The organism is Enterobacter asburiae (assembly GCF_001521715.1).
GTDB lineage: Bacteria > Pseudomonadota > Gammaproteobacteria > Enterobacterales > Enterobacteriaceae > Enterobacter > Enterobacter asburiae.
Map to the genome: position 1 here is coordinate 4,466,887 of NZ_CP011863.1, position 14,075 is coordinate 4,480,961.

General features: G+C 58.1%; 9 protein-coding genes and 1 pseudogene. 9 read left to right on the forward strand and 1 reads right to left on the reverse strand.

Features of this window, described 5'->3' with window-relative positions; genetic code table 11:
- Positions 1-438: 438 nt before the first annotated feature.
- From ACJ69_RS21765 to ACJ69_RS21795, 7 genes and pseudogenes are all read left to right on the forward strand, one after another.
- On the forward strand, positions 439-768 hold the full coding sequence (locus tag ACJ69_RS21765) for a YqcC family protein (protein WP_059347743.1): 330 nt from the start codon (positions 439-441) through the stop codon (positions 766-768).
- Positions 765-1,541, forward strand: coding sequence for a tRNA pseudouridine(65) synthase TruC (gene truC, locus ACJ69_RS21770; RefSeq protein ID WP_054829531.1), 777 nt, complete (start codon positions 765-767; stop codon positions 1,539-1,541). The genes ACJ69_RS21765 and truC overlap by 4 nt, the downstream gene beginning before the upstream one ends.
- A gap of 24 nt (positions 1,542-1,565) precedes the next feature.
- Complete coding sequence (locus tag ACJ69_RS21775; protein ID WP_054829530.1) at positions 1,566-2,015, forward strand: flavodoxin; 450 nt, start codon at positions 1,566-1,568, stop codon at positions 2,013-2,015.
- Between the two features lie 295 nt (positions 2,016-2,310).
- Positions 2,311-3,665: pseudogene (gene gudP / locus ACJ69_RS21780) on the forward strand (galactarate/glucarate/glycerate transporter GudP).
- Entirely contained in the window at positions 3,665-5,005 is a 1,341-nt protein-coding gene (locus ACJ69_RS21785; protein ID WP_059347862.1) for an enolase C-terminal domain-like protein, read from the forward strand. Before gudP ends, ACJ69_RS21785 begins: the two are co-directional and overlap by 1 nt.
- Positions 5,006-5,020: 15 nt before the next feature.
- Positions 5,021-6,358 (forward strand): glucarate dehydratase, encoded by a 1,338-nt coding sequence (gene gudD, locus ACJ69_RS21790; RefSeq protein WP_059347744.1) that lies wholly within the window; start codon positions 5,021-5,023, stop codon positions 6,356-6,358.
- Positions 6,359-6,435: 77 nt separating this feature from the next.
- On the forward strand, positions 6,436-7,575 hold the full coding sequence (locus tag ACJ69_RS21795; RefSeq protein ID WP_059347745.1) for a glycerate kinase: 1,140 nt from the start codon (positions 6,436-6,438) through the stop codon (positions 7,573-7,575).
- Between the two features lie 83 nt (positions 7,576-7,658).
- On the opposite strand, the gene barA is transcribed toward ACJ69_RS21795, so the two are convergent.
- The gene (gene barA, locus ACJ69_RS21800) at positions 7,659-10,418 is read right to left on the reverse strand and encodes a two-component sensor histidine kinase BarA (protein WP_054829529.1); all 2,760 of its coding nucleotides are present in this window, start codon (positions 10,416-10,418) and stop codon (positions 7,659-7,661) included.
- Positions 10,419-10,475: 57 nt separating this feature from the next.
- On the opposite strand from barA, the gene rlmD reads away from it, so the two are divergent.
- The gene (gene rlmD / locus ACJ69_RS21805; RefSeq protein ID WP_059347746.1) at positions 10,476-11,774 is read left to right on the forward strand and encodes a 23S rRNA (uracil(1939)-C(5))-methyltransferase RlmD; all 1,299 of its coding nucleotides are present in this window, start codon (positions 10,476-10,478) and stop codon (positions 11,772-11,774) included.
- Between the two features lie 51 nt (positions 11,775-11,825).
- On the forward strand, positions 11,826-14,057 hold the full coding sequence (relA, locus tag ACJ69_RS21810; protein ID WP_029741552.1) for a GTP diphosphokinase: 2,232 nt from the start codon (positions 11,826-11,828) through the stop codon (positions 14,055-14,057).
- The last annotated feature ends 18 nt before the right edge of the window (positions 14,058-14,075 follow it).

Below are 14,075 nucleotides of genomic sequence, written 5' to 3' on the forward strand. Positions count from 1 at the left end.
TAGCGGATTCTATCTCCGTCGACAGGACGCCGACACGAGAAACGAACATCAGGATGACGGCGTTTCTCACACAGGACTCGTCAGGATGGCGCTGCAGGAAGGCTTCATTATGAAGCGAAGTGGATAACGCAGGATGCGTAAGGGACACCTCCAGGAAGGAGAACGAGAGCCGGTCAGGATGGTCGGTGGGTCAGGAAGGCCAGGACGTTTCAGGATGAGACAAACACGTCAGGAAGATGTGTGCAGGATGCATTGGCTTACGGATGACCAGGCCTTCGGGCTTCAGGAAAAGTTGTCACGGATGAGCAGGGAGCACGAATTGTAGCTGGAATGCTGCGAAACGAACCGGGAGCACTGTTTTTACAGTGCTCCCTTTTTTTATTTCTGCCTTCCGCAATGCTATGCTGCGCGCCGTTCACTTTTTCAGTTGAGGTTACTATGACGCAACACGATAGCGTTCGTGCTCAGTTGCACGCCATCGAAGCCCTTTTGCGCCAACATCAGCTGTGGCAGGAGACCGCGCCGCAGCCAGAAGCGTTCGCGAGCACCCAGCCCTTCTGCCTGGATACGCTGGCCCCGTATGAGTGGCTGCAGTGGGTGTTAATTCCCCGCATGCACGCCCTGCTTGAGGGCGGTCACCCGCTTCCGCAGGCGTTTGCTGTCTCTCCCTACTATGAAATGGCGCTCGAGGCGACGCACCCTGCGCGCGACGTGATGCTGGTCGAACTGGAAAAACTGGATGCCCTGTTTGCCGGTGAAGATGCATGACGCTTGAGATCCTCTATCAGGACGAGTGGCTGGTGGCGGTGAATAAACCGTCAGGCTGGCTGGTACACCGCAGCTGGCTCGATCGCGATGAGAAAGTGGTGGTGATGCAGACCGTTCGCGACCAGATTGGTCAGCATGTTTTTACCGCCCATCGTCTCGACAGGCCGACCTCCGGCGTGCTGCTGATGGGGCTTTCCAGCGAGGCGGGACGCCTGCTGTCACAGCAGTTTGAACAGCATCAGATGCAAAAGCGCTACCACGCGATCGTGCGCGGCTGGCTGACGGAAGCCGCCACGCTGGACTATCCGCTGGTAGAGGAGCTGGACAAAATCGCCGATAAATTTGCCCGCGATGACAAAGGTCCGCAGCCCGCAGTAACGGATTATCGCGGCATGGCGACGACCGAAATGCCGGTTGCAACCAGCAAATTTCCGACCACACGCTACAGCCTGGTTGAGCTTCTGCCTAAAACCGGGCGTAAGCACCAGCTGCGACGCCATCTTGCGCACCTGCGCCATCCGATTATTGGTGACAGCAAACACGGTGATTTGCGCCAGAACCGCAGTGCGGCCGAACACTTTGGCTGCCATCGTCTGATGCTGCACGCCAGCGAGCTGAGCCTGACGCACCCGTTTACCGGCGAAGCGCTGACCATCCGTGCGGGGCTGGACGACGTCTGGATGCAGGCGCTGTCACAGTTTGGCTGGCTGGGACAACTCCCCGAAAATGAAAGGGTTGAGTTTGTATCGGGCAACGTTCAGGATGAACGATAAACGTATTCATTATGGGAAAATATCATGGCTGAAGTAGGCATTTTTGTCGGCACAATGTACGGCAACTCGCTGCTGGTAGCGGAAGAGGCTGAGGCAATACTCGCCAGCCAGGGCCATAAAGCCACGGTCTATGAAGATCCGGAACTGGCAGACTGGGAAAAGTATCAAGATAAATACATTCTGGTGGTGACCTCCACCACCGGGCAGGGCGATCTGCCGGACAGCATCGTGCCGCTTTTCCAGGGCATTAAAGACCAGCTTGGCTATCAGCCGGACGTGCACTACGGCATCATTGCCCTGGGCGACAGCTCTTACGCCAACTTCTGCGGCGGCGGCAAGCAGTTCGATGCGCTCCTGCAGGAACAGAGCGCCCAGCGCGTCGGCGAGATGTTGCTGATTGATGCCGGAGAGCATCCGGAGCCTGAAAGCGAATCAAACCCATGGGTCGAGCACTGGGCAACTCTCCTTAAATAGTTGTGTAGGCCGGGTAAGGCGGAGCCGCCACCCGGCGCTACACCCCGCTCCAAACGCCAATTCCGTGAACCACCTTCCATTCCCCTGGGCTTATGCCATAAACAACCTCTCATACACCCTTTAATACTGTGTTTCTGCACGGTGAGGTGATGAGGCACTCCTTCATATACTTTTCCGGTCACTATAAAACGGCGTCAGGCCGTACCAAAACGACAAAACACCAATCTCATTCTGATTACCCTACCGGTGCTGTACAGAATGAACCAGGCGAAAGCTATGTTTCAGGAGTGCAACAATGAGTACATTAAGCCACGCAGCGAGCAGCGCTGAAAAGCGCACCAACGCCCGCTACTGGATAGTGGTGATGCTGTTTATCGTCACATCCTTTAACTATGGTGACCGCGCCACGCTGTCGATTGCCGGTTCGGAAATGGCAAAAGATATCGGCCTTGATCCGGTGGGCATGGGTTACGTTTTCTCCGCATTCTCATGGGCCTACGTCATCGGGCAAATTCCTGGCGGCTGGCTGCTGGACCGTTTTGGATCTAAACGCGTCTATTTCTGGTCCATCTTTATCTGGTCGATGTTTACCCTGTTGCAGGGTTTCGTCGATATCTTCAGCGGCTTCGGCATTATCGTGGCGCTCTTCACGCTGCGCTTCCTGGTAGGCTTAGCGGAAGCACCTTCCTTCCCGGGGAACAGCCGCATTGTCGCTGCCTGGTTCCCGGCGCAGGAGAGGGGAACGGCGGTGGCGATTTTCAACTCCGCACAGTACTTCGCAACGGTGATCTTCGCGCCAATCATGGGCTGGCTGACGCATGAGGTGGGCTGGTCGCACGTCTTCTTCTTCATGGGCGGGCTTGGGATCGTCATCAGCTTCGTCTGGCTGAAAGTGATCCACGAACCTAATCAGCATCCAGGCGTGAACAAAAAAGAGCTGGAGTACATCGCGGAAGGCGGCGCGCTGATCAATATGGATCAGAAATCCGCAAAAGCAAAAGTCCCGTTCAGCCAGAAATGGGCGCAGATCAAGCAGCTCGTCGGTTCGCGTATGATGATCGGTATCTATCTGGGCCAGTATTGTATTAACGCCTTAACCTACTTTTTCATCACCTGGTTCCCGGTATACCTGGTGCAGGCACGCGGCATGTCGATTCTGAAAGCGGGATTTGTCGCGTCGGTCCCGGCAATCTGCGGCTTCGTCGGCGGCGTGCTCGGCGGAGTGATTTCCGACTGGCTGATGCGCCGTACCGGCTCGCTGAACATTGCGCGTAAAACCCCGATTGTGCTCGGCATGCTGCTCTCCATGACCATGGTGTTCTGTAACTACGTCAACGCCGAATGGATGATTATCGGCTTTATGGCGATGGCCTTCTTCGGCAAAGGCATTGGCGCGCTGGGCTGGGCGGTGATGGCGGATACGGCGCCGAAGGAGATCAGCGGCCTGAGCGGCGGCCTGTTCAACATGTTCGGCAACATCTCCGGGATTGTTACGCCTATCGCTATCGGCTACATCGTCGGCCCACCGGCTCTTTCAACGGTGCGCTAATCTACGTGGGTGTGCATGCGCTGGTGGCGGTGCTGAGTTACCTGGTGCTGGTGGGGGATATCAAACGCGTCGAACTTAAACCTGTAGCGGAGCGTGGATGATGACAACGCAATCGAGTCCAACCGTTACGGAGATGAAGGTCATCCCGGTGGCCGGGCAGGACAGCATGCTGCTCAATATCGGCGGTGCGCATAACGCCTGGTTTACCCGTAATATCGTTGTGCTGAAAGACAGCGCAGGGAATACCGGCGTGGGCGAGGCCCCGGGCGGAGAGGTGATTTACCAGACGCTGGTTGATGCCATTCCGCAGGTGGTGGGCCAGGAGATCGCCCGTCTGAACAAGGTGGTTCAGCGGGTGCATAAGGGCAATCAGTCGGCAGACTTTGATACGTTCGGTAAAGGTGCCTGGACGTTCGAACTGCGCGTCAACGCGGTTGCCGCGCTGGAGGCCGCCCTGCTCGACTTGCTGGGTAAGGCGCTCAATGTTCCGGTTTGCGAGCTGCTGGGGCCCGGCAAACAGCGCGATGCGGTAACGGTGCTGGGCTATCTGTTCTACGTTGGCGATCGCAATAAGACCGATCTCCCGTATCTGGCGCGATCCACGGGCGATCACGACTGGTATCGCCTGCGCCACCAGGAAGCGCTCTCCAGCGACGCGGTAGTGCGTCTGGCCGAGGCGGCGCAGGATCGCTACGGCTTTAAGGATTTCAAGCTGAAGGGCGGTGTGCTGCCCGGCGAGCAGGAGATTGAAACGGCCCGGGCGCTGAAAAAACGCTTTGCGGATGCACGGATCACCGTCGATCCCAACGGCGCATGGCTGCTGGACGAAGCGATTAGCCTGTGCAAAGGGCTGGGGGATGTCCTGACCTATGCGGAAGACCCCTGTGGCGCGGAGCAGGGCTTCTCTGGCCGTGAAGTCATGGCCGAGTTTCGTCGCGCCACCGGGCTGCCGGTCGCGACCAATATGATCGCCACCAACTGGCGTGAAATGGGTCATGCAGTGATGCTGAACGCCGTCGACATTCCGCTGGCGGACCCTCACTTCTGGACGCTTTCAGGTGCAGTGCGCGTGGCGCAGCTGTGCGATGACTGGGGGCTGACCTGGGGCTGTCACTCGAACAACCACTTTGATATTTCGCTGGCGATGTTTACCCACGTTGGCGCGGCGGCGCCGGGTAACCCGACCGCCATCGACACCCACTGGATTTGGCAGGAAGGGGAAGCCCGCCTGACGAAAAATCCGCTGGAAATCATCAATGGCAAGATTGCCGTACCGGATGCGCCGGGGCTGGGCGTGGAGATTGACTGGGATCAGATCCATAAAGCCCATGAGGCGTATAAAAAGCTACCGGGCGGCTCGCGTAACGACGCGGGCCCGATGCAATACCTGATCCCCGGCTGGACATTTGACCGTAAGCGCCCTGTTTTTGGACGTCACTGATAAAAGGATTACACGATGAGTACTTTTTCTACCCCTGTAGTCACCGCCATGCAGATCGTTCCGGTTGCTGGCCATGACAGCATGCTGATGAACCTGAGCGGCGCGCATGCGCCATTCTTCACCCGCAATATTGTCATTATCAAAGACAATTCCGGCCATACGGGCGTGGGCGAAATTCCGGGCGGGGAGAAGATCCGCCGGACGCTGGAAGATGCCATTCCGCTGGTCGTGGGCAAAACGCTGGGTGAGTACAAAAATATCCTCAACACCGTGCGCAACACCTTTGCCGATCGCGATGCCGGAGGGCGTGGCCTGCAGACCTTCGATCTGCGCACCACCATTCACGTGGTTACCGGGATTGAATCCGCGATGCTGGACCTGCTGGGTCAGCATCTGGGCGTTAACGTTGCGTCGCTGTTGGGCGAGGGGCAGCAGCGCAGCGAAGTGGAAATGCTGGGCTATCTGTTCTTTGTCGGCGACCGCAGGCTGACGCGATTGCCTTATCAGAGTCAGGCTGATGAACAATGCGACTGGTATCGACTCCGCCACGACGAGGCGATGACCCCGGATGCGGTGGTGCGCCTGGCGGAAGCCGCGTACGAAAAATATGGCTTTAATGATTTCAAACTGAAGGGCGGCGTGCTGGCCGGTGAAGAAGAGGCCGAAGCCGTCACCGCGCTGGCAAAACGCTTCCCGCAGGCCCGCGTGACGCTGGATCCGAACGGCGCGTGGTCGCTTGATGAAGCGATCAAAATTGGCAAGCAGCTGAAGGGCGTGCTGGCGTATGCGGAAGATCCGTGTGGGGCTGAACAGGGCTTCTCGGGCCGTGAAGTCATGGCGGAATTCCGTCGCGCCACGGGGCTGCCGACCGCGACCAATATGATTGCCACCGACTGGCGTCAGATGGGACACACCCTGTCATTGCAGTCCGTCGATATTCCGCTGGCTGACCCGCACTTCTGGACGATGCAGGGGTCGGTGCGCGTGGCGCAAATGTGCCACGAGTTTGGCCTGACCTGGGGCTCGCACTCTAATAACCACTTCGACGTGTCGCTGGCGATGTTCACGCACGTTGCCGCCGCCGCTCCGGGCACGATTACCGCTATCGACACGCACTGGATCTGGCAGGAAGGTAATCAGCGTCTGACTAAGCGGCCGTTTGAGATCAAAGGTGGCATGGTGCAGGTGCCTTCCTCACCGGGGCTGGGAGTTGAGCTGGATATGGACCAGGTCATGAAGGCTCATGAGCTGTATCAGAAACACGGTCTGGGCGCGCGCGACGACGCGATGGCGATGCAGTATCTGATCCCGGACTGGACATTCGACAATAAACGCCCGTGCATGGTACGATAAACGCATTGGGACCGCTCCCACGAGCGGTCTTTTACGTGGTGTATGCTTAACGTAACGACTATGCGTAAGGATGGCTTATGAAAATTGTTATCGCACCGGACTCGTATAAGGAAAGTTTGAGTGCGCTTGAGGTTGCGACAGCGATAGAACGTGGTTTTCGCGAGATCTTCCCCGAGGCGGTTTACGTCAAACTGCCGGTCGCGGACGGTGGCGAAGGGACGGTTGAGGCGATGATCGCGGCAACGCAGGGACGCATTGTGCATGTTCCGGTGACCGGTCCGCTGGGTGAGCGCGTGGAAGGGTTTTATGGCTTATCCGGAGACGAGCAGAGTGCCTTTATTGAAATGGCGGCGGCAAGCGGCCTGGAGCTGGTCGTCCCTTCGCAGCGTAATCCCCTGAAAACCACCTCCTGGGGCACGGGCGAACTTATTCGTCACGCGCTGGATGCGGGCGTTAAGCATATCATCATCGGCATCGGCGGCAGCGCTACCAATGACGGCGGAGCAGGGATGGTGCAGGCGTTGGGGGCAAAGCTGCTGGACGCCAGCGAACAGCCTCTTGGACAGGGCGGGGGCGAACTGGGAAAACTCGCGCGTATCGACCTGAGCGGGCTGGACAGACGTCTGGCGGAGTGCCGGATAGAGGTCGCCTGTGATGTGACGAATCCGCTCACCGGTAAGGATGGCGCGTCAGCCGTATTTGGCCCGCAAAAGGGGGCCACACCCGAGATGATCGTCACCCTGGACAACGCGCTGGCGCAGTATGCGAGAGTCATTGCCCGGGATCTGGATATCGACGTGCTAAACCTTGCTGGCGGCGGCGCGGCGGGGGGCATGGGGGCCGCGCTGTACGCCTTTTGCGGCGCGGAGCTGCGCCAGGGCATTGAGATCGTGACCGATGCGCTACACCTGGCCGACCAGGTGGCCGATGCGGATCTGGTGATCACGGGAGAAGGCCGCATCGACAGCCAGACGATCCACGGCAAAGTCCCTGTTGGCGTGGCGAAAGTGGCAAAACGCTTTAACAAACCCGTTATCGGCATTGCAGGCAGCCTGACGGCGGACGTTGGCGTGGTACACGATCACGGCATTGATGCGGTGTTTAGCGTGATCTACACCATCTGCTCACTGGAGGACGCGCTGGAAAATGCCAGCGAGAACGTCAGGATGACCGCAAGGAATATCGCGGCGGTGCTGAAAGTGGGGCAGGGAATGTAGTTCTCCCTCTCCCTGTGGGTGAGGGCATCAGGCCGCACCCGCAATTGTAGGCCCGGTAAGCGTAGCGCCACCGGGCTTTTACCTCAGCTCCCCAGCAACTTCGTCGCTTCCCGCGTTACGTTATCCATTTCATCCAGCAGCTCCAGGAACTCCGGTTCAAGCTCCGATTCCGGCGTGCCGGCACGCAGCTGCTGCTCCAGCAGCTGGCAGAGGTTTTTCAGCCGCGGCACGCCGCTGTACCCGCAGCTGCCGTGCAGCTTGTGGATTGCTTCCAGCAGCGCTTCCGGGTTTTCACCCACCAGCTGCTCTTCCACCTTATTGCGAATTTCCGGCAGAAACGCGACCAGCATTTGCAGCATTTCGCGGGCCAGGTCGGGCTTACCTGCCGCCTGGCGCAGCGCAAGCTGCCAGTCAAAGGTGGCGTTCTGGTTAACGCTGATTTCAACCGGCTCGCTGGAAACCGTGTACGTCCCGCCAATATGACCCGGCTTGTAGCGTAACAGCAGGTTGTGAAGTTTCTCTTCATCGATGGGCTTCGCCAGATAATCATTCATTCCGGCGCTCAGCAGCTTCTCTTTCTGTCCGGCCATCGCGTGCGCGGTGACCGCAATAACCGGGGTTTGCTGCTGATGCGGCAGCTGGTGGATCAGCTCGCAGGCCCGAATGCCATCCATGCCCGGCATCTGTATATCCATCAGGATTAAATCGAACTGCATCTGCTTCGCCTGTTCAACCGCCTGCGCGCCGCTGGTGCAGAGCTCAACGTGCTGAACCTGGTCTTCAAGCAACGCGCCAATCAGCTTCAGGTTGGCCGGATTATCATCCACCGCCATCACGCTCATCGGCAATTTTTGCTCGTCGTCAATCAGCGGGAGAGCATGCTGGCTAAGACGACAATACTCCGTAAGCGCGGGCAGGAGGCGGGTAGAGGTGAGCGGCTTCAGCAGACACGCGGCGGCTCCGTCGTTTTTCAACTCCTCTGCATTAATCTGGGCGTGGCAGGGTAGCGCCAGCAGCAGATAGTCGGTCATTGACGCGGCTTTCGCCAGCCGCTCCTGCTGCATGGTCAGTTCGCCGGTGAAGGTGACCGGGATCCCCATCAGCAGAATGTCGTAGTGCTCAACGGAAAGGGCCGAGAAGGTTGGGCTGTAGACCACCTCCAGCGGCGTGGTGCTTAAAATATCGAGCGCGCATTGCGCTGCCGCCGCGTTAGGTTCGACGTAGGCCAGACGCTTGCCTTTCAGGCAGTCCGTCACCGGGCCATCGGTTAGCACGTTCGGGTTGAGGTCCAGATTAATGTGGAACCAGAAGGTTGAACCGCGATTCGGCTGGCTGTGGAAAGAGATATCGCCGCCCATCTCGTTCACCAGGCGCTGCGTGATCACCAGCCCCAGGCCGGTACCGCCATGACGGCGGGAGATACTGGCGTCCGCCTGACGGAACGCCTGGAACAGACGCGACTGATCCCGCTCCGGAATACCGATGCCGGTATCGCGGATCTGGACTTCAATCTGCACCTTATTGCTGCTGATGGAGCGTTTTTCTACCAGAATGTCGATGTTACCGCTTTCGGTGAATTTAATCGCATTCCCGACAAGGTTGGTAATGACCTGCTGCAGGCGCAGCGGATCGCCAATGACGTTATCCGGCACGTCGTTTTTAATATTAAGCGTCAGCTCAAGGCCTTTGTCGTGCGAGGAGTGCGCGAGCAGCGTCACCACCTCATCGAGCGTACTGCGCAGCGGGAACGGAATACTCTCCAGGATCAGCTTGCCCGCTTCCAGCTTGGAGAAGTCGAGCACGTCGTTGATGATCGCCAGCAGGTTGTTGGCCGAACGTTCAATGGTGTGCAGGTGATCGCGCTGAGTCGGGTTGAGCTCGCTTTTCAGCGTCAGGCGGGTAAAGCCGATCACGCCATTGAGCGGCGTACGCAGCTCGTGCGACATATTGGCAAGGAATTCCGACTTGATACGTGCCGCTTCCTGGGCGCGCTTTTTCGCCAGATCCAGCTCAACGTTCTGGATCTCCATCTGCTCCAGCGTTTCGCGCAGGTCGGACGTGGCCTGGTCTACGTTGTGCTGCATCTCTTCGTGATACGCCGCCAGCGACATGGCCATCGAGTTGATGCCGTTTTTCAGCATATCCAGCTCACCCAGCATAAACCCTTCCACCCGGCTGTCGAGCTGTCCCCGGCGGATGCGGTCAACCGTATTAACCATGTTGCGGATGGGGCCCGTCACGTCGCGCATCAGGCGCCAGCCGAAGATCAGCGCAATGCCAATGCAGAACAGCATCATCACGCCAGAGATGAAAATTTCTTTGTACTGCTGTAGCCGGACCGACTTGAGATCCAGCTCCAGCGCCACGTATCCCAGCATATTGTTGCTGGATTTGGCGTCTGATTGCGCAGACTCATCGGGGGAATAGCTTTCCGATACGATCGGCGTGCGCAGGATCATGATATCACCGCGCCGCAGTACGGTGAGGTGGCGCGGGAACGGCGTACCATCCGGGATCTTCAGGGCCGCCGGATCGAGATGAAAATTCGAGGTGACAAACAGGCGGTTATGTTCGTCGTAAACGGAAATGGCGCGTACGATGTCCGAGTGACGGCGGTGGAGCACGCTGATTAACTGACCAATGGATTCGCGGTTTTGCAGGTTCATACCGTACTCGCTGGAAACGGCAAGCGGTTCGATAATGCTGGCGCCTGCATCCTCCAGCTGCCGCTGCAAATCGTTATAGCGGTGCACCACAAAGAAGATACTCAGCAGCAAACCGATGAGAACGGTGGGGGCGAGGATCAAAATCATCATGCGCGCGCGCAGGCTGTAGTTGGTCATGGCGTTCCGTTATGGGACAATTAAGATAATTATGTTTATGTGAGAAAAATCTCGGCGATGGCGCAATTCTACTCTGCAAAGCGACGCGTGACGACGCGTCAAATCATTACTGTTGAAGCCACGGACCTCGATCCGTTTGGTCAGGGAGTGGCACGTCACAATGGTAAGGCTCTGTTTATAACAGGTTTACTGCCAACAGAACGAGCAGAAATTACGCTGACGGAAGATAAACGCCAGTTCGCGCGCGGACAGGTTAAGCGTCGCCTCAACGATAGCCCGGAGCGCGTGAAGCCCCGCTGCCCACATTTTGGCGTTTGCGGGGGCTGCCAGCAACAGCATGCGAGCAAAGAATTACAGCAAAAAAGCAAAAGCCGCGCGCTGGCGCGTCAGCTTAAACATGACGTTAACGAAATTCTTTCCGATGTGCCCTGGGGCTATCGTCGACGCGCGCGCCTGAGCCTCAGCTATCAGCCAAAAACGGCGCGGCTGGAGATGGGGTTTCGCAAGGCCGGCTCCAGTGACATTGTCGATGTGCAGCAGTGCCCCATTTTGGTGCCCCATCTTGAGGCATTGCTTCCGGAAGTGCGCACCTGTCTTTCCGGGCTGGACGGCGTTCGCCACCTCGGGCATGTCGAACTGGTCATGGCAAACAATGGACCGCTGATGGTCCTGCGCCATACCGCGCCGTTGTCGAAAAAAGATCGCGAAAAACTGGAACGCTTTTCGCATTCCCACGACCTGGCGCTTTTCCTTGCACCACAAAGCGAGATACTTGAGCAGGTTACCGGTGAGGCGCCCTGGTATGCGTCAAACGGGCTACGCTTAACGTTCAGCCCGCGGGATTTCATTCAGGTGAATGATGGCGTTAACCAACTGATGGTTGAGAAAGCGCTGACGTGGCTGGACGTTCAGAAAAGCGATCGGGTGCTCGACCTGTTCTGCGGAATGGGCAACTTCACGCTGCCGCTGGCGCGAGAAGCGGCCAGCGTCGTCGGCGTGGAAGGCGTTGAGGCGCTGGTAGCTAAAGGGCAGGAGAACGCGCAGCAGAACGGCTTGCAAAATGTGACATTCTTTCATCAAAATCTTGAGGAAGATGTCACCCAACAGCCGTGGGCAAAGCAGGGCTTTGATAAAATTTTGCTCGACCCGGCGCGTGCCGGTGCCCCGGGTGTGATGGCACATATTATTAAACTCGCGCCGAAGCGTGTGGTCTATGTTTCCTGTAACCCGGCAACGCTTGCCCGGGACAGCGAGGCATTAATCAGCGCGGGTTACCAGATTCAGCGTCTGGCAATGCTGGACATGTTCCCGCACACTGGACATCTGGAATCGATGGTGTTGTTCGAGCACATCTAATTTGTTTGGCTTGTCGACTTCGACAGGCCCAGGTCCCTAAAGGAGAGGACAATGGTTGCGGTAAGAAGTGCACATCTTAATAAAGCTGGGGAATTTGACCCACAAAAATGGATCGCAAGTCTGGGAATTTCCAGCCAGCAGTCGTGTGAACGCTTAACCGAAACCTGGGCCTATTGTCTGCGCACTACGCAGGGGCATCCGGATGCCGATCTTCTCCTGTGGCGCGGCGTGGAGATGGTGGAAATCTTATCCATGCTGAACATGGATATTGAAACGCTGCAGGCCGCGCTTCTCTTCCCCCTCGCGGATGCGGACGTGGTCAGCGAAGACGTGCTGCGCGACAGCGTCGGGAAATCCGTAGTCGAGCTGATCCACGGCGTGCGCGATATGGCGGCCATCCGCCAGCTCAAAGCCGCGCACACCGATTCCGTCTCCTCAGAACAGGTCGACAACGTTCGCCGGATGCTGCTGGCCATGGTGGATGACTTCCGCTGCGTGGTCATCAAGCTTGCCGAGCGTATTGCCCACCTGCGTGAGGTGAAGGATGCGCCGGAAGACGAGCGCGTGCTGGCCGCCAAAGAGTGTACAAACATCTATGCGCCGCTGGCGAACCGCTTAGGGATCGGTCAGCTGAAGTGGGAGCTGGAAGATTACTGCTTCCGCTATCTGCACCCGGCGGAATATAAACGTATTGCCAAACTCCTGCACGAGCGCCGTATCGACCGCGAGCACTATATCGAGGAGTTTGTCGGCGGGCTGCGCCAGGCGATGAAAGAAGAGAACGTGCGCGCCGAAGTCTACGGCCGGCCTAAGCATATCTACAGCATCTGGCGCAAAATGCAGAAGAAACACCTCGCCTTTGACGAGCTGTTTGACGTGCGCGCCGTGCGTATCGTGGCGGAGCGTCTGCAGGACTGCTACGCCGCGCTGGGGATAGTACACACTCACTTCCGTCATCTTCCCGATGAGTTCGATGACTATGTCGCCAACCCCAAACCGAACGGCTATCAGTCTATCCATACCGTTGTGCTTGGCCCAGGCGGCAAAACGGTCGAGATTCAGATCCGCACCAAACAGATGCACGAGGACGCCGAGCTGGGCGTTGCCGCGCACTGGAAATACAAAGAAGGCACGTCCGGCGGAGCGCGTTCTGGCCACGAAGACCGCATTGCCTGGCTGCGCAAGCTAATTGCGTGGCAGGAAGAGATGGCCGACTCCGGCGAGATGCTCGACGAAGTGCGCAGCCAGGTCTTTGACGATCGCGTCTACGTCTTTACCCCAAAAGGGGACGTTGTCGACCTGCCGGCGGGCTCTACGCCGCTCGATTTTGCCTACCACATCCACAGCGATGTGGGGCACCGCTGCATCGGGGCGAAAATCGGTGGACGAATCGTACCGTTCACCTATCAACTGCAGATGGGTGACCAGATTGAAATCATTACCCAGAAGCAGCCCAACCCGAGCCGTGACTGGCTTAACCCGAACCTGGGCTACGTCACCACCAGCCGCGGGCGCTCGAAAATTCACGCCTGGTTCCGTAAACAGGATCGTGACAAGAACATCCTTGCCGGTCGCCAGATCCTCGACGACGAGCTGGAGCATATCGGGATAAGCCTGAAAGAGGCGGAGAAATTCCTGCTGCCGCGCTACAACTTCAACGAGCTTGACGAGCTGCTAGCGGCCATTGGCGGCGGCGATATCCGTCTGAATCAGATGGTGAACTTCCTGCAGGCGCAGTTCAATAAGCCAAGCGCGGCAGAGCAGGACGCGGCGGCGCTGAAGCAGCTGCAGCAGAAAACCTACGCGCCGCAGCAGCGCAGCAAAGACAACGGCCGCGTGGTGGTCGAGGGCGTGGGCAATCTGATGCACCATATTGCCCGCTGCTGCCAGCCTATTCCGGGCGACGATATCGTCGGCTTTATCACCCAGGGGCGCGGGATTTCCATTCACCGTTCCGACTGCGACCAGCTTGCCGAGCTGCAGTCGCATGCGCCGGAGCGTATCGTAGAAGCGGTCTGGGGTGAGAGCTATTCCGCCGGCTACTCGCTGGTGGTGCGCGTCACTGCCAACGACCGCAGCGGCCTGCTGCGCGACATCACGACCATTCTCGCCAACGAGAAGGTCAACGTGCTGGGCGTCGCCAGCCGCAGCGATACCCGCGAGCAGCTTGCCACCATCGATATGACTATCGAAATCTACAACCTGCAGGTGCTGGGCCGCGTGCTCGGCAAACTGAACCAGGTGCCGGATGTGATTGACGCGCGTCGTCTGCACGGCGGCTAAACACACTCTTCTGAAGGC